We start from the raw sequence: 18,896 nt of genomic DNA, 5'->3' as shown, positions 1-18,896 counted from the left end.
GACGACGAGACCATCCGGATCTGGGACACCACCACCGGCCGCACCGTCCACACCCTCACCGGACACACCGGCACCATCCACGCCGTCGGCTACGCGCCGTCGGGCGACCGGATAGCCAGCGCCAGTGACGACCGGCGCGTCCACGTGTGGGACGTGGCCACCCGCTCCATCGCGCACACCATGACCGGCCACACCGGCTGGATCCGGGCCCTGGCCTTCTCGCCGGAGGGGCGACGGCTGGTGAGTGCCGGCGACGACGGCACCATCCGGGTCTGGGACGGAGGCACCGGTCAGGCCCTGCACACCCTCACCGGCCATACGGGAACCGTCCATGCCGTGGCCTACTACCAGGACGGTCGACACCTGGCCAGCGCGGGCGACGACGAGACCGTGCGGGTCTGGGACACCGCCGACGGCAGGCTGTCGCGCACCCTCCGGGGCGGCGGCGGTGACTCCCGTGCGCTGTGCTTCCCGCCCGGCAAGGGTGACGCGTGGCTGGCGGTCGGCTCGGGCGACGGCGCGGTGCGGATGTGGAGCCCCGTGGTCGGCGACCAGCCCCGTGTCCTGTCCGAGCCCGGTGGTCCGGACACCGCCGTCACCGCCCTCGCCGTCTCCACCGACGGTCGCTATCTCGCCTGCGCCGCCCAGGACGGCGGCATCCGGGTCTGGGACCCCGCCACAGCGGACGTCGAGGCGACCCTGACCGGGCACGTCGGCGCGGTGCGCGCGATCGCCTTCGAGCCCGGTGGACGTCATCTCGCCAGCGCCGGGATCGACGGCACGATCCGGATGTGGGACGTCGCCGGCCAGGGTCCGGTCCGGGCCCTCGCCGGACGGTACGGCGGGGTCACCGCCATCGCCTTCTCCCCGGACGGGCACCACCTGGCCAGCGCCGGCACGGACGGTACCGTCCGGGTCTGGCATCTCGCCACCGGCCGGCGGCAGGTCATGGCCGGGCACGCCAACGCGGTCCGGGCGATCGCCTTCTCCCCCGACGGGCGTCACCTGGCCAGCGCGGACGAGGACGGAACGATCCGGATCCGGGGCGTCGACGCCGCGGTGCCGCCGCGTGCCCTCGCCGGACACGAGGGCGCGGTCACCGCCATCGCCTTTTCCCCGGACGGGCACCACCTGGCCAGCGCCGGCGCCGACGGCGCCATCCGGATCTGGGCCACCGCCACCGGTCGGCTCACCCACACGATCACCGGTCACGCCGGCTGGATCTGCTCGCTGGCCTACACCCCGGACGGGCGTCACCTGGCCAGCGCTGGCGGTGACCGGGCCGTCCGGTTCTGGGACACCACTCGCACCGGGCCGCACGCGGTGCTCGTACCGCTGGCCGCCGGCGGCTCGGCCGTCCTGCTCGACGACCAACGGTACGTCCTGGCGGGGCAGCCGCACGGCGAGTACTGGTACGCCATCGGCATGTGCCGGTTCGAGCCGGGCGAACTCGACCCGTACGTTCCGGCGCTACGGCCGGTTCCCGCCGGCGGGCGGCTCTGGTGAACGGGCGTCCCCACGCTGCTCCGGGCCGCCCTGCCCGGCAGCGAGCCGGTCGAGGTGGTCCCGCACCCGGCGGGCAGTGGACCGGACCTCCACCGGCAGGGCCGGGTCGGCCAGCACCGCCCGCGCCCACCGGCGGGCGGTGCCGTGCCCGGCCAGGTCGCACAGGAACTCCACCCCCAGCGGGGACAACTCCCGGCGCAGCAGCCCGCGCACCCGGCCGGTGGGGTGCTCCGGGTCCAGGTGGTCGGCGATCTCCCGGGCGACCAGCCACTCCAGGACCGAGTGGTCGACGAAGTGGAAGCGGTACGCCGCGTCGCGTACCAGCAGCGTCCCGGCGCCCAGCAGTCGTGCGGTCTCCCGGCGACCAGACGACCCGGCGCCACGGGCGGCACCGAGCCGGGTCAGGATGTCCGCCGCCGCGCCGAGCGCGTCCGCGCCGAGCGCCGGCTCGCCCGACTCCCACAGCCGCCGGGCCAGATACCTCGCCGCGCGCTCCAGGTCGTCGAGAGGCGTCAGGCCGAGGGCGTCGCCGACGCCGCCACGCCTGCGTTCCCCGTCGAGCCACTCGCTGATCAGCCGCCGGTAGAGGTCCGCCACGGTCACCTGACCGCCACCCGACGCGGCCGCGCGCAGCCGCTGCTCGTCGATGTCGGCGATGAAGGCGAGCATCCGCGGGTTGCGGGCCATTCCGGGCAGACCCCCGATCCTTTCCAGCAGTTCCAGCCGGGCTCGCGCCCGTTCCGGAGCGCCGAGCCGCCGGGTCAGGAAGTCGCGCGTCCGCTCCCGGTCCAGGCCGACGAGCCGTACCCAGCGGACCGCCGCGCCAGCCGGGTCACCGGTGGCGTACGGGCCGAACGCGTCGGCGAGCAGGTCGGCGTCCCGGCTCACCAGGATCACCTTTCCCCGGCCGGGTCCGGTCCGCGCCCCGGCCTCCCAACCGGCCACCCAGTCCCGCAGCCGGTCGTCGGTGCTGCGGGCGGCAAGGTCGTCGAGTCCGTCGCACAGCAGCGCGACGCGCCCCTCGCGCAGGAGGTACCGGCTCCGGTCCAGGTCGACCCGGCGGATGCCGCCCCGGGAGAGGTGGATCGCCACCAGTTCGTCCAGGCCGACGCGCCAGTCCAGGCTCCGCAGGTCCACCAGGACCGGCACCACCGGATCACGGTCGGCGTGCAGTCGGCGCGCCAGCTCCCGTAACAGGAACGTCTTGCCACTTCCCGATGCGCCCAGCACCGCGATCAGCTGCCCCTCGGGGGCGGCCAGCCAGCCGCGGAGGCGGGTCAGCAGGTCGGGTGCGGGCTCGGCCGGGTCCGGGTCGCCGGGAGCGGACGACACGGCGGCCGGATCGACCAGGACGTGGGGCTGCGGAACGTACCAGGTGGCCGGGAACGCCGGGTCGTCGGCGAGCGAGGCCGCCTGGGCCTCGGCGTACCAGAGCACGTCGTCGCCGAGCTCGAAGTCGGCGAAGCCGACCAGCCGCACACCCTGGCCGAGGGCCCGCTCCCGGAGTTCGGGGTCGCTCGGTGCCGATCGGCAGACCAGCGTGGCGTCGCGGTGCGGGCCCGCCGGCCGGACCACGTCGTCCAGGAAACGCCGCACGGTCTCCGCGCGCGGCTCGCCGTCGTACACGCCGATCCGGTACGGAGCGGAGAGGTGGCCGCCGTCCGGCGAGACCACCAGGTAGCCGGAAACGGGCGCGTCGCGGCGTGCGCCCGGCCACCGGTGCTCCGCGACGGCCGCACCCGGCGTGCGGGCCCGGTACGCCCGGGCCACCCGGGCCACCAGGTCGGTCCGGGTCGCGTCGGTCAGGTCGTCGACGTCGGCCGCGGCGTTCGCACCGGAGTCACCGACCTCCGGCGGCCACCAGTGGTCGCCGAAGGCGTACGAGACCTCCGGCGCGCGGCCCGGTCGACCGCCGTGGCCGCGTGGCAGCACGCGCAGCGTTCCCGGCCGCAGGTCCACCAGCTGGTGGTGGTACCCGCCGGCCACCTCCGTCCGGTCTCCGGCCGCCGGCGACCCGGGAACGTCCGCGTCCGGCAGACCGACCGCCGGCACCCCGGTCAGGCCGATCTCGCGTACGCCGCCCCGGTGGCCGTGCAGCACCACGTCGAGCTGGGGTGCCAGCAGGCGGGTGAACACGTCGGCGTCGCGCAGTCCCGTGTCGTCCGCGCCACCGGTCGGGTCGTGGTGCAGGACACCGACCCGCAGCCAGCCGCGAGGTCCGTAGTCGCGCAGCCGGTCGGCGAACCACCGCAGCTGGGCGCCGCCGAGCCGGCCGAACCGCTCGCCGGGCAGGTGGCTCACGGACATGGTGGAGTTCAGCACGGCGACCACCGTGCGCGCGGCGGGGAGTGGGAACAGTTGCCAGGGCTGGTGCGGCTGGAACGCCGACGCGCCGGGCAGCCGGGCGGTCAGCTCGGCGAACGGTTCCCACTTCGGCCAGTACGGCGGGACCGGCTCCGCGCCGTCGGCCGCCCGGTCCAGAAAGTGGGCCCGGCACCTTCCCTCGTTGACGTCGGACAGGCCGGGGACGACGACCGTCCGGCCGGTGGGTACGCCCAGCCGCGTCCGCAGGTCCTCCAGCAGTCGGTACGCCACCTGGTACTCCGCCGGTGTGGCCCGCTCGGTCAGACCGGCCGTAACGACGATCAGGTCCGGAGTGGTCCGGTCCCGGCGGCATGTCGCCACCAGGTCGTCGAGCAGGACCGGGCCGAACCGTTCCGACGCGGCCCCGGAACTGCCCGGGTCACCCGTCCCGTCCGGGTCGTCCGCGTGGACGCCGGCCGGACCGTCTGCCCTGTCCGGTGTCGATCCGGTCAGGTGCAGGATCGTCAGGTGGCCGGGCACGGCCGCCCCCGGACCGGGCCGCGTCCGCCGTTCCGGGGCATCCGTCGACGGCCCCGGACCGCCCACCGGTTCCGCGTCACCTGCCGCGCCCGCGCGTCCGGCGAGCCTGCGCAGCACCTCGGCGCGGATCTGCGCGAACGGCTGGCGCAGCGCCGGGACCGTCAGCCCGCCCACCGGAGCCGACACCACCGCGGTGAACGACGCCCCGGCGCGTTCCAGGTGCCGCTCCACGAAACCGGACACGTCGGCGAGCACCCGACCGGCCTCCGCCCGGTGCAACGTGCCCAGCAGCACCTGGCGTACGCCCGGCTGGAACTCGAAGTGCTGCTCGTCGTCCGCCACGCCACCGAGGGACACCGGTGTGAGCAGCCCCCCGTACAGCACCTCGGCCAGGTGGGACGGGCCGGCGCGGGGCACCATCACGGCCTGCACGACGCGGATCACCGCGAGGTTGAGTGGGACCGCGGCCGACAGGTACCGGGCGAGTTGGTACGCCGGGACGGACGCCCCGGCCCGGAACTCCCGGACCCGCCGCTCCGGAGCAGGGTCGGCCGGCGGTCGCGCGGTCCCGTCCGGATCCTCGCCACCCACCGGAGGGTCGGCGACGGTCGCACCGGCGGGTGTGGCGATCGCGTCGATGCCGCCGGCCGTCCGGCCGGCGACCATGTTCGCCCAGGGACGTAGCCAGCGCGGGTCGAGTTCCAGGACCGGCACCGGCCCGCTGTGTTCCGGCAGGCCACGGCGCCGCCAGGCGGAGGTGAACCGGTAGGACGCGCTCGGCGCGCCGGCGCGCGGAGCGGACAGCCGGCCGGGAACGGGGTCGAGACCGGTACGCGGCCACAGCCGCTCCGGCAGCGGCTGGAGGACCGCCACGGGTGCGCGGCGGGCCCAGTGCCCCAGTACCCGGGACATCTCGCCGTCGTGCCAGGGGCGGCTGACGCAGTCGCTGAGCACCAGGAGCAGGTGGTCGCCGGTCAGGTCGGTCAGGCTCAGCGGTGAGCGCGGCGCGGCCGACGGGTCCGGTCGGGCGGGCCGGGCGCGTGGGGTGACGCCCATACTCCCGCCGGGCCGCAGGCCCAGGTGCACCACCCGGATCGTCCGGAACGCCCCGAGCCGTTCCAACAGGGTGCGAACCTCGTGCCCCAGGCGTGCCCAGACCCCGTCGACGGAGCTGCGGTCCAGCACGAGGGTGAGGTGCAGCCAGCGGTCCGTCGCCGGCTGCCAGACCGGCGTCCACAGCCGACGTTCGGCGATCTGGCACGCGGTGGCCACCTCGTCGATGGTGCCGCCGTGGCCGGACCGGACGCGCCGTTTCAGCGGGCGCAGCGCGCGCAGGACCTGTCCGCCGTTCGGCAGCGCGCTGGCGGTGGGCACCGACAGCGGCCAACCGGGCACCGCCGGCACGCTCGGTCCGCCGTCGGCGCCGACCCGGCCGGCGGGGATGCCGGAACCCCGCGGTGCCGGTCCATGCGCCCCGGGGCCGGCCGGTTCGCCCGGCGCGCCGGTCACCCGGTCGGCCGCGCCCGACGGTGGGCTCTCGCCCGTGGCCACCGGCAGCCGCAGGTCGACCGGCTCCGGGCCGGAGGGCCGGGACGGGGACGAACCCGGCCCGGAGCTCGCCACCGGGCCGGGTCCCTGATTGTCCGTCGGCACGCCGGCAGAGCCACCGACGGCCGGGGCGGGTGCCCGCCCGGCCACGTCCACCTGCAGGGCCAACCAGATCGCCTCGGCGAGTTCGGCCGGGGTCAACCGAACGCCGGCGGCGGCGAGGACGGCGAGCAGACGGTCGATCCGCGCGGTCACCCCGAACCGCTCAGCTCGCGCAGGACCACGTCGACCAGTTCGTCCCGGTCGGGCCGACCGTCACCGCTGGCCCGATGGAGCAGGTACACCGCGTTGAGCAGTTGGTCGGTGGCCAGCTGTCCCTGTTCGCGGCGGGCCAGGAAGTCCTCGATGAGGTCAGCCGCCTCGGCGAGCGCGTCGTCCCCCAGGTGCGCCCGGACGATCGCCGCGATCCGCCGCTCGTCCGGCTGGGCGAGGTCCAGCTGCACGCAGCGGCGCAGGAAGGCCGGCGGGAACTCGCGCTCCCCGTTGCTGGTCAGGACGATGAACGGGAACTCCCGACAGCGGACACGCCCGTCGTTCACGGTCACCGGATCGCCGTTGTCCGCCGGGCGCACCCGGACCTGCGGGACGAGGTCCGCGATCCGTTGTAGTTCCGGGACGGCGTACTCGCCCTCCTCGAACACGTCGAGGAGCTCGTTGGGCAGGTCGATGTCGCTCTTGTCGATCTCGTCGACGAGCAGCACACGGGGCGACGCGTACGGGGCCAGGGCGGTGCCGAGCGGGCCCAGCCGCAGGAACCTGCCGATGTCGACGGGACCCCAGCGAGCCGGGTCCGGGGCGTCCGCGTCGTCCGGCTCGGGCACGACCGGAGCGGCTCCGGAGGTCGGCAGGCCGGCCTGGCGGGCGTTGGCCTCCTCGATCCGGCCGACCGCGTCGTACTGGTAGAGACCCGAGGTCAGCGTGGACCGGCTGGTGATCGACCAGCGCAGTACCGGGCCCAGCCGCAACTCGTGCGCGACGGCATAGGCCAGGGTGGACTTGCCCGTGCCGGGATGGCCGGTGACCAGCAGTGGACGGCGCAGGTGGAGCGCGACGTTGACCAGCCTGACCGTGTCCTCGTCGGCCTGGTAGGGCACGGTCCTGGTCCGGTACGGGAGCTTGCGCCCCACCGGCGCGTCGCGGTCCAACGGGGTCAGCGGCTCCCCGTCGAACACCCGCCACGGTGGCGGTTCCGCCCGCCGCAGGATCCGGTCGTCGTCGCGGTCCGCGACGCCGGTGCCTCGATAGATCAGGAACTCACCCACTGGTCCGCTCCCTGCGTCGGTGGCGTCATCCGTGGCCGTGGCAGCCGGCGGCCCGGGTCGTCCCACAGCAGGACGACGTCGTGCCCGCACTCGGGATGCCCGTCGGCGCCGGCCCGGTTGCGCAGCCGCATGATCCGCTCCGGGACGTCCTCCCGTCCGGCCCTGCGTAACTCGGCCGCGACCGCTTCGGCGAGCCGGCTGCCCGGGCAGTCCCGGTGTGCGGTCTCGGGCCGCCCGGTGCACCCGCGTCGACGCCACACCATGATCGGGATGCCGCAGTGGAGGCCCACTTCGAGCGCCCCGCGTGCGGGCACCTCCTGCGGTGAGCACGGCAGCACGAGCGCGCCCAGCGTGGGTTCGAGCTGGAACCAGGCGTGCAGGGCCCGGTGCTCCCGGCGTTCGGCACAGGAGACCGTGGTGAGCACCGCGCCGACGTCCTGGCCGTCGAGGGCCTTCCAGCGTCGCCGCCAGGCACCGAGGCGGTCGTCGTCCTCGTCGAAGCGCTCCAGCTCGCGGACCACCACGGGGTTCGTCTGCCCGATGACCGACCAGGGGTTACGGTCCGGAGCCTCCAGCCAGTGGTCGACGTCCTCGTCGAGAAGGTGGTGCGGAAGCACGAGTTCGATCAGGGGACGGGGCCCGTCGTCGGATCCGCCACGGGCCAGTTCCGGTAACCGGGCCCGCAGGTGCCGGCGCAACTCGTCCAGCGACCGGTCGGGGCCGTCCGTGGCGATCGGCGTGACGTCGTCGTGGTCGTCGTAGCGCCACAGTTCGCAGCGGTACCGCTGCCGGTCCTGACCGGCCGGACGGACGTACACCAGCACCGACGGTCTCCGGGCGGTCTCCGCGTCCGGGCCGCCGGTCCGTCCGGCCGCCAACCGGGTCGCCACCTCGTCCCGGTCCCGGACGGCCTGGGGAGACAACCGCGCCCACACCCGCAACGCCTCGGCGACGGACTGGTCGGCGACGCCGAAGGACATGTCGATCGCGTACGCCAGCACGTGCGGGAAACCGTCCTCGGCCGGTAGCAGCCCGGCCAGCTCGCTGACCACGTCGCCGTGGTCGTGCAGGGGGTGCCGGGGTGGCACCGCCAGCTCGCCGGCCACCGCCCGGTACGCCGTGAGGTGCTGGTCGTGGTCGGCCGCCGGGAGCCCGGCGAGTATCGCGCGCAGCTCCCGCTCGGCCCGACGACCGACCGACCCCGCCGGTCCCGGAAGGTCGTCGGCCAGGCTGGTCCAGCGCCGGTTGCGTCGGTGGTGGGCGTCGTGCTCCCGGCGCAGCCGCCGGTACGGGGCCGGTTCCATGATCTCCCGGAGGGCCCGTACCGGAACGGCGACACCGCCCGAGGGCTGCCCCGACCGCCGGGTCGCCTTGGTGACACCGCACACGCCACCGGTCTCGGCGTTGAGCACCGGCGCGCCGGACATCCCCGGGGCCACCTCGTCGCCGGTCAGGCGGATCATGTCCTCGTAGTCGCCGCCGTGAGCGAACCACCCCGAGGTCCGACCGACCTGCGGACCGTACGTCCGGGCGTGCCCGACGACGACGAGCCGCGCCGACATGGCCGGCAGGTGGTCGTCCAGCCACACCGCCGGGTGACCGCCGGACGGCACGGCCACCTCGACGACCGCCAGGTCCGGGTACGGCGCGATGCCGCGGCCGCTCAGGGTGGAGGCCCAGGCGACGGTGCCCGACAGGGCGGAGTTCCGCCATTCGACCGTGACCCGGTCTCCGGTCGCGCCGGCCACGTGGGCACAGGTGGCCACCAGGCCGGGGCCGATGAAGAAGCCGCTTCCCTCACCACGCCCGGAAACCAGCACCAGGCAGGCCTTCAGCAACGTGGTCAGCTGGTCGGTGGGATCCGGCACGCCCATGTCGTCACACGCGTTCTGCGGCCGACGGTTCCGTGCCCTGGTCGTCGTCCTCCGGTCCCCAGCTCATCGTCACCTTGACGGCGGTCTTTCCCCCGAGCCCACCGAGCGCGGCGACCAGGCCCCGTTCCCCGACCGCCAGCTCGACGCCGAGCTCGACGGTCAGCCGGTCCGGCCTGGCGTGCCGCAGTCCGGCGGTCACCCCGGAACTCACCCACTCGACGATCTCGGCCAGCCCGGGAAGCTGGGCGAAGCGCTCGCCGAAGCCCACGTCGCGGGATTCCTGCTCCGGCTCCACGGTGACCCACATGGAGCGTCCGGAGGGAAGTTGGACCTCGATCAGCTCGCGCACGCGTGCTCCTCCGTCCCGAAGCGGTGACTCTTCGTGCAACGGTAGTGCCACCGGGACTCCGGAAGAAGAGCCGATCTCGGATGCGCCCGGTCCGTCCACCAAGGTACGAATGGCCCTCCACGACCGCCGCCGGCTCGGCGCCCGTGGGGCGCCGCAGCGCCCCACGGGCGCCCGCGCGCGACCGTTCACGCAGCTCAACAAGGGTCGATCGACGACCGCAGGTGAGGTTCACCGGATCCCGCCCGCTAAGGTAAGGCGGCCCTAACCTCGTTCGTGGGAGACCCGTGACCGCCCTCGTCAGCCCGCCGGCCGCCGCCGGCCACCGCAGCGGCGCCCGGAGTGGCCGCCGTCTCGCGGTCACCCTCGCGGCCGGCGTCGTGCTGCTCGTCGCCGTGCTGGCCAGTTTCGCCCTCGGCAGCCGCCCGCTCGGCGTGGACCAGGTGTGGCACGCGCTGGTCGCCCCGGACGGCGGCGAGGCGAGCACCATCGTCCGCGAGCTGCGCATGCCGCGTACCGCGCTCGGCCTCGCTGTCGGCCTGGCGCTCGCGGTGGCCGGGGTGCTCCTCCAGGCGCTCACCCGTAACCCGCTCGCCGAGCCCCGGATCCTCGGCATCAGTGCCGGCGCGTCGTTCGGCGTGGTGCTGGCCATCTCCGTGTTCGGGGTCGGCACGCTCGCCGGATACGTGTGGTTCGGCATCGGCGGCGCGGTGCTCGCCGGGTTGCTGGTCCTCGCCGTCGCGGCCCGCGCCCGGGAGGGCGCCAGCCCGGTCACCCTGGCGCTGGTCGGCGCGGCCCTGGACGCGAGTCTCGCCTCCGTGGTGTACGCGCTGCTCAGCATCGACGCCCGGACCTTCGAGGAATACCGGTTCTGGGTGGTCGGCGGGCTCGCCGGGCGGGACCTCTCCGTCGCCGCACAGGTCCTTCCGTTCGTGCTGGCCGGGCTGGCGCTGGCGGCCCTGGTCGCCCGGGGCCTGGACGCGCTGGCCCTCGGCGACGACGTGGCCCGGGGCCTGGGTCACCGGATCGGCCTGGTCCGCGTCGGCGGAGGCGCGGCCGCCGTGCTGCTGACCGGGGCCGCCGTCGCCGCCGCCGGGCCGATCGCGTTCGTCGGGCTGGCCGTGCCGCACCTGGCCCGGGCCCTGGTGGGCGCCGACCACGGGTGGACCCTCACGGTCTCCGCACTGCTCGGGCCGGCGTTGCTGCTCGGCGCCGACGTCGTCGGCCGGCTGGTCGCCCCGCCCGGGGAGATACCCGCCGGCATCGTCACCGCCCTGATCGGCGCGCCCCTGCTCGCCGTCCTGGTCCGCCGCGCCCGGTTGGTGACCGCGTGACCGCCGCCGCCGAGCGCGCCGGGCAGGGCTCCGCCGCGCCGTACGCCACCCGCCGGCTGCCCGGCCGCTGGCTGCTGCGGGCCGGACCGGTGGGAGTGCAGGTACGACGCCGCTCGGTGCTGGTCGCCGCCGCGTTGACCGCGCTGCTGGCGGTCGCCATGCTGCTGAGCCTCTCCGTCGGCACCCCGTACGTCGCCGCGCCCGACGTCCTGCGGGCGCTCTCCGGCGCCGGGACCCCGTACGACCTGGTCGTCCTGGAGCTGCGGTTGCCCCGGCTCGTGCTGGCGGCGGTGGCCGGCGCGGCGTTCGGGGTGGCCGGCACGCTGATCCAGAGCGTCTCCCGCAACCCCCTCGCGAGTCCGGACGTCATCGGCATCACCCAGGGGGCGGGGCTCGCCGCGACCATCGCCCTGACCGGTGGCGCGGCGGCCGTGCTGGTCGCCCCGGCGGCGCTGACCGGCGGCCTGGTCGCCGCCGCCCTGGTGCTCGCCCTCGGCGCCCGGCACGGACTCGCCGCCCAGCGGTTCGTGCTGGCCGGTGTGGCGGTCGCCTTCGCCCTGCGGGCGCTGACCGAGGTGGTCATGCTCACCGCCGACCCGATCGACGGGCTGCGCGCGCAGGTCTGGCTGATCGGCACGCTCGCCGGCCGGGGCTGGACGGAGACCGCCTGGATCGCCGCCACGCTGCTCGTCCTGCTGCCGGTGCTGCTCTGGGCCGGCTGGGCGCTGAACAGCACCTCGCTGGACGACGACACCGCCCGGGGCATCGGGCTGCGTCCGGTGGCCCGCCGGATCGGGCTCGCCGGCACCGGTGTGCTCTGCGCCGCGATGGTGACCGCCCAGGTCGGCGCGGTGGACTTCGTCGCCCTGGTCGCGCCGCAGGTGGCGCGGCGGCTGGTGCGGGCGGACCGGCCCCCGCTGCTGTGTTCCGCGCTGTTCGGCGCCCTGCTGCTGGTTCTGGCCGACCTGGCGGCCCGGCGACTCTTCGCGCCCACCCAGCTGCCGGCCGGTGTGCTGACCGCCGCGATCGGCGGCCCCTACCTGATCTACATGCTGCTGCGGGGCCGCCGGAGGTCGCGGTGACCACCGCGGGTGACCGACGTCCCGCCACACCCCCATCCCCACGAGGAGGCGTGATGCTCTCCACCCGCGACCTGGTCGCCGGCTACGACGAGCGGACCGTGCTGGACGGGCTGGACCTGGACCTGCCCGCCAACGCCTTCACGGTCGTCGTCGGGCCGAACGCCTGCGGCAAGTCGACCCTGCTGCGGACGATGGCCCGGCTGCTCACGCCACGGCGGGGCACCGTGCTGCTCGACGGCGCCGCCATCCGGGAACTGCCCACGAGGGAGGTGGCCCGCCGACTCGGTGTGCTGCCGCAGAGCCCGCTGGTGCCGGAGGGCGTCACCGTGGCAGACCTGGTCGGTCGCGGACGGCAGCCGTACCAGCGCTGGTGGCGGCAGTGGTCGGAGCAGGACGCCGCTGCGGTGGACCGGGCGATGGCGCTGGCCAACGTCGCCGACCTCGCGACCCGGCCGGTGGACTCCCTCTCCGGCGGCCAGCGGCAACGGGCGTGGATCGCGATGACCCTCGCCCAGGACACCGAGGCGCTGCTGCTGGACGAGCCGACCACCTTCCTCGACCTGGCCCACCAGGTGGAGGTCCTGGACCTGCTGCACCGGCTACGCGTCGAGCGCGGCCGCACGGTCGTCGCCGTGCTGCACGACCTCAACCAGGCCGCCCGCTACGCCGACCACCTGATCGCGATGCGGTCCGGTGCCGTGGTGGCGGCCGGGCCGCCCCGGGAGATCCTCACCGCGGACCTGGTCCGCGAGGTGTTCGGGCTCGACTGCGTGGTCGTGCCCTGTCCGGTCACCGGCGCTCCGCTGGTGGTGCCCGCCCTGACCACTCCCACGCTGGCCGTCGCTGCCGGCGCCTCGGCCGCCGGATCGTCCGGCGCCGTACCCGTCGCCGGCGAGGAGGCTCTCGCCGGCTCGTACCCCTCGGAAGGAACCTGATGCGTCGTCTCGTCGCCGCTCTCGCCGCGGCCGCCGCCCTCGGCGTCGGACTCACCGCCTGTGGTGAGAGCGACCCGGTCGCCGACACCGCCGGCGGCCAGACGCGGGAGATCACCCACGTCATGGGCACCACCAAGGTCCCGGTCGAACCCAAGCGGGTCGTCGTCCTCGACACAGACAAGATCGACACCGCGTTGACACTCGGTGTCACACCGGTCGGCGCCGCCACCGCCGGTGAGGCGAGGAGCTGGCCGACCTACTTCGGCGAGGAGAAGCTCGCCGGCATCAAGGAGGTCGGTGTCCTCACCGAACCCGACCTGGAGGCGATCACCGCGCTCAAGCCCGACCTCATCCTCGGCAGCAAGTTCCGCCAGGAGAAGTTCTACGACGAGCTGAGCGCCATCGCGCCGACGGTCTTCACCGAGATGGTCGGCATCACCTGGAAGGAGAACTTCCTCTTCGACGGCGCGGCGCTCGGCAAGGAGCAGCAGGCCAAGGACCTGCTCGCCCAGTACGAGGCACGGGCCGAGAAGTTCGGCGCCGACCTCGGCGACGCCGCCACCCGCCGGATCTCCATCGTCCGGTTCATGCCGACCGAGATCCGCGTGTACGGACCCGACTCGTTCTCCGGCATCGTCATCGGCGACACCGGCCTGGGTCGGCCCGAGCGGCAGCTGCTCGCCGGCAAGGAGGACAAGCGGATGGACCGGGTGAGCCCCGAGCGGGTCAGCGAGGTCGACGGCGACGTCATCTTCGTGACCGCGTACGGCCAGAAGGGCACCACCGAGCAGACCAAGATCACCGGCGGTACGCTCTGGAAGGGCCTCTCGGCCGTCAAGGCCGGCAAGACGTACGTGGTCTCCGACGAGGTCTGGATGACCGGCATCGGCGTCGGCGCCGCCAACGCGATCCTCGACGACCTCCAGAAGCACCTGGCTGCCTGACCCCGGCGCCACGCACCGACCCGTGGTGGCCCTCCGGTTCCCGTGCCGGCCGGGCCACCACGGCTGCGTCCCGGCCCTGGTCGTCCGTGGCGCCGCTTCGGCTGACCCACGGCCGTGAACGGCTGGAGCCCCGGTCCGGGGCCGCGCCCCGCTGACCGGCACGGACCACGACCACGCGAACACGGCGGCGCGGCACTGCCGGCCGGCGGGGTCACGCGGTGTCTACCGGTCCATGGGTGAAGCGCGCGACGAAGGCGCGCTGGGTGTCGTTGAAGCCGGGGTCCTGGTAGTCCGCGAAGAGCGCACCGAGCCGGGACGCCTCGGAGGAGGCGAAGCGGCTGTCCTCCAGGTGTCCGAACGTACGCTGGTAGTCCGCGAAGAGCTGGTCGACCTCGGCGTCCGGCGTCTCGGCGTCGAGCGCGCCGAACCGGTTCGCCAGGGCGGTGGCCGCCGGTAGCAGGTCGGGGTGGACGAGCGCCGTGACGAACTCCGTCAGGGCCCGCCTGCCGTCCTCGTCGAGGGTGTGGTGGACGAGGGTCATCAGTTCCCGGTCCTGCTGGGCGGCGGCCGGTGTCACGCCCGGCTGGGCGCTCGTGATCGCGACGAGATCGGCCAGTTCCGGTGGTGTGTCCGGACTCGCTCCCGCCGCGCGGAGCCGGGCGATGGCCTCCCGGCGGGCGGTGAGCCGCTCGATCTGCGCGGCCAGCTCACCGTCCAGTTGGTCCAGGACGGAGCCGGCGCGGTCGGGCGCGGCGAGCAGCGGCGGGATCTCGTCGAGCGACAGGCCGAGATCGGTCAGGCGGCGGACGCGCAGCAGCAGGATCAGGTCGTGCACGGTGTACGCCCGGTAGCCGTTCGCGCGCCTCCTGGGCTCGGGAAGCACCCCGACCCGGTGGTAGTGCCGCAGGGTGCGGACGCTGACTCCGGCCAGTCGCGCGATCTCACTGCTGGTCATGGTGCTGCCGCCTCCGCTTCCAGACTACGCGGTCGTCCACTGCCGGAGTCCGGCCGTTCCAGGTCGCGCAGGGGCCTCGCCCACAACGCGACGACGCCGGTGGCGGTCCACACGGCGGCAAGGGCGATCGCGGCCGTGCCCGCCCCGGCCGTCTCGGTGAGGATCGCGGCGGCACCGATGCCGAGGGCGGGCGCGAGGGTGAGGATCGCGTTCTGGGTGCCCAGGACGCGCCCCTGCGTGCCCTCCGGGATCCGCTCGACCATGAGCACGCCCAGCAGGCTGCCGCAGAGCCCGTTGCCGAGACCGACCACGGCCGCAGCGGCGAGGACGACCCACGGGGTGGCGAGGGACGCCATCGCGGCGGCCCCGGCGATGGTGAGGGTGAGACCCACGAGGAACCAGGTCCTCCGGCGGCCGTGGCTTCCGACCGCGGCGTACAGTCCCCCGCCGGCCAGGAGGCCGAGAGCGAGCGCGCTGAGCACGAGGCCCAGCAGCTCCGGCCGGGCGATCACGGTGAAGTGGACCGGCAGCACCAGTGCCTGGAAGCCGCTCAGTACCAGCACCAGCACCGTGCTGACGGCGGTGGTCGCCAGCAGGAAGGGTGACCGGAGCAGCATGTGCCATCCGTCCCGCAGGCGCACGCGTCCGGTCCCCGGAGTGGACGCGGCGGTCGCGCCGACCCCGTGCGGGATGGTCATCGTGACGAGGGCGGCCGCCGCGGACGTCGCCGCGGTGACCCAGAGGATCGCCGGCCCGTCGATGATCGCGATCATCGCGCCGGCCACTGCGGGGCCGACCAGCAGGACCACCGCGCCGAGGGCCTCCCGCAGGCCCAGCAGCCGTTCCACGCTCATCCCGCCGGCCCGGGTGATCGCCGGGAGCATCGCCTCCCGCGCGGTCAGGCCGGGCACGTCGCCGAACGACCCGACGACGGCGAACAGGACGAACCATCCCAGGGCCAGCCCCACCGTCGCGTCCAGCACCGGCAGCGCGGCGACCGACAGCGCGGAGACCAGATCGGTGAGCACCGACGCGGTCCGCCGGTTGATCCGGTCGATCACCATACCCATGAGCAGGCCGGCAAGCGCCGCCGGCAGCGCCGAGGCCACCGCGACGGTCCCGGCGGCCAGGGCGCTTCCGGTGCTCTGCAGGACGATCAGCGGCAGGGCGACAGCGGCGACGGAGTTGCCGAGCAAGGACAGGACATACGAGGCGAGATACGCCGACGACGTGCGGTTCACCCGGCCATCGGAAACCATGACGTCGCGTCGGGGTCAACCACCGCTCGCGCGCACGCTCCTGCGCCGCAGGTGGTGCGGCCACCGCGCCGGCGGCGCGGGATCCGCCCGTCCTCTTGCCATATCAACAATCACCTCTTTATTCTCGCTGGGAAGGAAAGCGCTTTCCGGTAGCACACGGATCGTCCCATCCGCGTGCCGAGCGCGACATCTGCGACACCTGCGGCACCTACCGCACCGACCACCACGACAAAGGCGAGGCGAGATGAGACGACCAGTCGCACTGCGACTTTCCGCGGCACTGGCCACGACGGCCGTCGGGGCCGCGATCTGTGTGGCCCTGCCGATCCCCCAGGCATCGGCGGCGACCGGCAGCGCCACCGGGTACGCGACCCAGAACGGTGGGACCACCGGCGGCACGGGCGGCCAGACGGTGCGCGCCACCACGGGCACCGCGATCCACACGGCCCTGTGCACCCGGCCCAGCAGCAGCACCCCGATCATCATCCAGGTCGAGGGCACCATCAACCACGGCAACACCAGCAAGGTGTCGGGCGACAGCTGCAACACCGCCGCCGGCGTGATCGAGCTGAAGCAGATCAGCAACGTCACGATCATCGGCGTCGGCAGTGGTGCCGTCTTCGACCAGCTGGGCATCCACATCCGCGACTCCAGCAACATCGTGATCCAGAACGTGACCATCCGGAACGTCAAGAAGTCCGGTTCCCCCACCTCGAACGGCGGCGACGCCATCGGCATGGAGAGCACGGTCCGCAACGTCTGGGTCGACCACGTCACGCTGGAGGCCTCGGGCGGCGAGGACGAGGGCTTCGACGGCCTCTTCGACATGAAGGACAACGTCCAGTACGTGACCCTGTCCTACAGCATCCTGCGCAACTCCGGCCGGGGCGGCCTCGTCGGCTCCAGTGAGAGCGACCGGTCGAACGGCTTCATCACGTACCACCACAACCTGTACGAGAACATCGACTCCCGTACGCCCCTGCTGCGCGGCGGCATCGCCCACATCTACAACAACCACTACGTGAACCTGTACGAGTCCGGCATCAACTCCCGGGCCGGGGCGCGCGCCAAGGTGGACAACAACTACTTCAAGAACTCGAAGGACGTGCTGGGCACCTTCTACACCAGCGAGCGCGGCTACTGGCAGGTCAGCGGCAACACCTTCGACAACGTGACCTGGTCCAGCCCCGGCACCGACAACTACCCGGCCGGCCCCAACCCGCAGTCCAACACCACCGTCAGCATCCCGTACTCCTACCGGCTCGACGGGGCCAGCTGCGTGCCGGACGTCGTGCGGCAGACGGCCGGCGCCAACAAGGGCCTGCGGGTGTCGGACGGCAACTGCACGCCGCAGACCCCGACGCCGGGACCGACCAACCCGACCCCGGGGCCGACCAGCCCGACGCCCGGCCCGACCAGCCCCACCCCGGGCCCGACCAGCCCCACGCCCGGACCGACCAGCGGGACCAACCTCAGCATCGGCGCCGGCTCCGACGGCTCCAGCAAGGCCGACGGGACCAGCTACGGCAACGTGCGGGACGGCAGCCTGAGCACCTACTGGTCGCCGGCCGGCGCGACCGGCTCCATCTCGATCAAGTGGGGTTCCGCCACCCGGGTCGCCCGGGTCGTCGTCCGGGAACCCTCCGGCACCCAGGGCAGCATCGGCTCCTGGCAGCTCCTCAACCACGACACCGGCGCCGTCCTGGCCTCCGGCAGCGGGGCGGGGACCATCACCTTCTCCGCGACCTCGCTGACCAAGATCACCTTCAAGATCAACAGCTCGTCCGGCGCCCCGCGCGTCGCCGAGTTCGAGACCTACGCCGGATAACGGCAGGGTCCGCTGTCCGGTGGGGCCGATAGTCCCTGGCCCCACCGGACAGCGACCGGCCCGGCTACGGCCGCCCGTCGAGGAACATCCGCAGTCGGACCAGGGTCTGCCGGTCGTCGCCGGGGACGTGCCCGTTGACCGCCCGGCAGACCCAACCGAGGCGGAGCGCCACCCGGACCGCAGCCACCAGGTCACCGGCGAAACGCTCAGCGTACGGCCGGAGGTAGGCGTCCCGGAACGGCGCGATGTCGACCGAGTCCTGGACGTCGGCCAGGCCCCACGCCACGCCACCCTCCAGGGTGACGGAGAGGCTGAAGAAGGGGTGCGACACACAGGCGTCGCCCCAGTCCAGCACCAGGTGGCGGCCGTCGCGCACGAACACCTGGGCGTCGTGCAGATCGTCGTGCTGGAGCAGCTCCGGCAGCCCGTACCCGGCGAGTTCGTCACACAGGTCGGTCACCATCGGCACCGCGTCGTGGAAGCGCCGGTCCGCGCCGACCTCGTCGACCAGCCTCGCGTACGCCTTGGGCAGGGTGGCCAGGCGCAGGTCGGGCACCCCGAGCGCGAGCAGGTCGTCGACCTCGTCCGCGAGGTCCAGCTGGACACCGGCGTAGAGCGGCAGGACGGCGTGCCACCGGTCCAGGCTCTGCTCGCGCTGCGTCACCACCCGCAGGGTCTCCCCCGCGTCCGGCATCAGCATCCAGCCGGTCGCGGTGTCGGCCGCCAGCAGCGGCGGCACCACGTCGGGACGGCGGGCGGCGATCCGCTGCACGAGGGCGGCCTCGTGCCGCAGCGCCTCGCTGTTGGCCTTGAACCAGACGTCGCCCCGATCCGTCGGTACGCGCAGCACGGTCGACCACGGGTAGACGTGCGGCTGGGCGGACGGGCCGCTCCGTGTCAGGCCCACCTCCCCGAGTCGCTCGTCGATCCACTCCCCCACGCCGGCCAGCCACTCCGGGTCGCGCCACCGTCTGTCGTCCACGGGCCGATGCTAGTGAGCCTTCCGCGCCGGGCGGCACTCCTTTTCGCCGCCCCGGGCACGCCCGGGTACGACCGTGGAGGGAGCGGGGTCACGGATGCGCCCGCCCGCCGTCCGGGGACCGGGGACCGGGGACCGGG

The 18,896-nt window shown here is 74.1% G+C and carries 13 protein-coding genes; 6 read left to right on the top strand and 7 right to left on the bottom strand.

The genetic code is table 11. The annotated features are described in order from the left end of the window. Positions 1 to 1,506 (top strand): WD40 repeat domain-containing protein (locus QSK20_RS24200; protein ID WP_285790905.1); only part of this gene is annotated, 1,506 nt, incomplete at its 5' end. On the opposite strand, the gene QSK20_RS24195 is transcribed toward QSK20_RS24200, so the two are convergent. From QSK20_RS24195 to QSK20_RS24180, 4 genes are read right to left on the bottom strand one after another with little or no spacing between them, the layout of a single operon-like run. After that, the gene (locus tag QSK20_RS24195) at positions 1,471 to 6,153 is read right to left on the bottom strand and encodes an SAV_2336 N-terminal domain-related protein (protein WP_285790904.1); all 4,683 of its coding nucleotides are present in this window, start codon (positions 6,151 to 6,153) and stop codon (positions 1,471 to 1,473) included. The genes QSK20_RS24200 and QSK20_RS24195 overlap by 36 nt on opposite strands. Further along, positions 6,150 to 7,220 carry an AAA family ATPase gene (locus QSK20_RS24190; protein ID WP_285790903.1) on the bottom strand — a complete coding sequence of 357 codons (1,071 nt, stop codon included), beginning with the start codon at positions 7,218 to 7,220 and terminating at the stop codon, positions 6,150 to 6,152. Before QSK20_RS24190 ends, QSK20_RS24195 begins: the two co-directional genes overlap by 4 nt. Beyond that, positions 7,205 to 9,088 (bottom strand): VMAP-C domain-containing protein, encoded by a 1,884-nt coding sequence (locus QSK20_RS24185; RefSeq protein ID WP_285790902.1) that lies wholly within the window; start codon positions 9,086 to 9,088, stop codon positions 7,205 to 7,207. Before QSK20_RS24185 ends, QSK20_RS24190 begins: the two co-directional genes overlap by 16 nt. Positions 9,089 to 9,098: 10 nt before the next feature. After that, a complete protein-coding gene (locus tag QSK20_RS24180; protein ID WP_285790901.1) occupies positions 9,099 to 9,443 on the bottom strand; it encodes a CU044_2847 family protein in 345 nt (114 codons plus the stop codon). 284 nt (positions 9,444 to 9,727) lie between these two features. Between QSK20_RS24180 and QSK20_RS24175 the strand changes: the two genes are divergently transcribed. From QSK20_RS24175 to QSK20_RS24160, 4 genes are read left to right on the top strand one after another with little or no spacing between them, the layout of a single operon-like run. Further along, positions 9,728 to 10,774: a FecCD family ABC transporter permease gene (locus QSK20_RS24175; RefSeq protein ID WP_285790900.1), complete on the top strand. Its 1,047-nt coding sequence runs from the start codon at positions 9,728 to 9,730 to the stop codon at positions 10,772 to 10,774. After that, a complete protein-coding gene (locus QSK20_RS24170; protein ID WP_285790899.1) occupies positions 10,771 to 11,856 on the top strand; it encodes a FecCD family ABC transporter permease in 1,086 nt (361 codons plus the stop codon). The genes QSK20_RS24175 and QSK20_RS24170 overlap by 4 nt, the downstream gene beginning before the upstream one ends. Before the next feature lie 53 nt (positions 11,857 to 11,909). Further along, a complete protein-coding gene (locus QSK20_RS24165; RefSeq protein ID WP_285790898.1) occupies positions 11,910 to 12,791 on the top strand; it encodes an ABC transporter ATP-binding protein in 882 nt (293 codons plus the stop codon). Beyond that, on the top strand, positions 12,791 to 13,735 hold the full coding sequence (locus tag QSK20_RS24160) for an ABC transporter substrate-binding protein (RefSeq protein ID WP_088983623.1): 945 nt from the start codon (positions 12,791 to 12,793) through the stop codon (positions 13,733 to 13,735). The genes QSK20_RS24165 and QSK20_RS24160 overlap by 1 nt, the downstream gene beginning before the upstream one ends. Positions 13,736 to 13,946: 211 nt before the next feature. On the opposite strand, the gene QSK20_RS24155 is transcribed toward QSK20_RS24160, so the two are convergent. Then, positions 13,947 to 14,690 (bottom strand): MerR family transcriptional regulator, encoded by a 744-nt coding sequence (locus QSK20_RS24155; protein ID WP_285790897.1) that lies wholly within the window; start codon positions 14,688 to 14,690, stop codon positions 13,947 to 13,949. Next, the gene (locus QSK20_RS24150; RefSeq protein WP_285790896.1) at positions 14,687 to 15,931 is read right to left on the bottom strand and encodes an MFS transporter; all 1,245 of its coding nucleotides are present in this window, start codon (positions 15,929 to 15,931) and stop codon (positions 14,687 to 14,689) included. The genes QSK20_RS24155 and QSK20_RS24150 overlap by 4 nt, the downstream gene beginning before the upstream one ends. 262 nt (positions 15,932 to 16,193) lie before the next feature. On the opposite strand from QSK20_RS24150, the gene QSK20_RS24145 reads away from it, so the two are divergent. Next, positions 16,194 to 17,777 (top strand): pectate lyase family protein, encoded by a 1,584-nt coding sequence (locus QSK20_RS24145; protein WP_285790895.1) that lies wholly within the window; start codon positions 16,194 to 16,196, stop codon positions 17,775 to 17,777. Positions 17,778 to 17,841: 64 nt separating this feature from the next. Here QSK20_RS24145 and QSK20_RS24140 read toward each other — a convergent pair whose 3' ends face one another. Further along, entirely contained in the window at positions 17,842 to 18,759 is a 918-nt protein-coding gene (locus QSK20_RS24140; protein ID WP_285790894.1) for an aminoglycoside phosphotransferase family protein, read from the bottom strand. Between the last annotated feature and the right edge of the window lie 137 nt (positions 18,760 to 18,896).

Source organism: Micromonospora sp. NBRC 101691 (genome assembly GCF_030269285.1).
GTDB classification, from domain to species: Bacteria; Actinomycetota; Actinomycetes; order Mycobacteriales; family Micromonosporaceae; genus Micromonospora; species Micromonospora echinospora.
Note: the sequence above shows the minus strand (reverse complement) of the source record. Positions and strands in the feature narration are given on the sequence as shown.

What these genes read in the sequence shown, in the direction of transcription:
- QSK20_RS24165 (WP_285790898.1), top strand. Translation starts at nt 11,910, where the DNA reads ATGCTCTCCACCCGCGACCTGGTCGCCGGCTACGACGAGCGGACCGTG.
- QSK20_RS24160 (WP_088983623.1), top strand. Translation starts at nt 12,791, where the DNA reads ATGCGTCGTCTCGTCGCCGCTCTCGCCGCGGCCGCCGCCCTCGGCGTC.
- QSK20_RS24155 (WP_285790897.1), bottom strand. Translation starts at nt 14,690, where the DNA reads ATGACCAGCAGTGAGATCGCGCGACTGGCCGGAGTCAGCGTCCGCACC.
- QSK20_RS24145 (WP_285790895.1), top strand. Translation starts at nt 16,194, where the DNA reads ATGAGACGACCAGTCGCACTGCGACTTTCCGCGGCACTGGCCACGACG.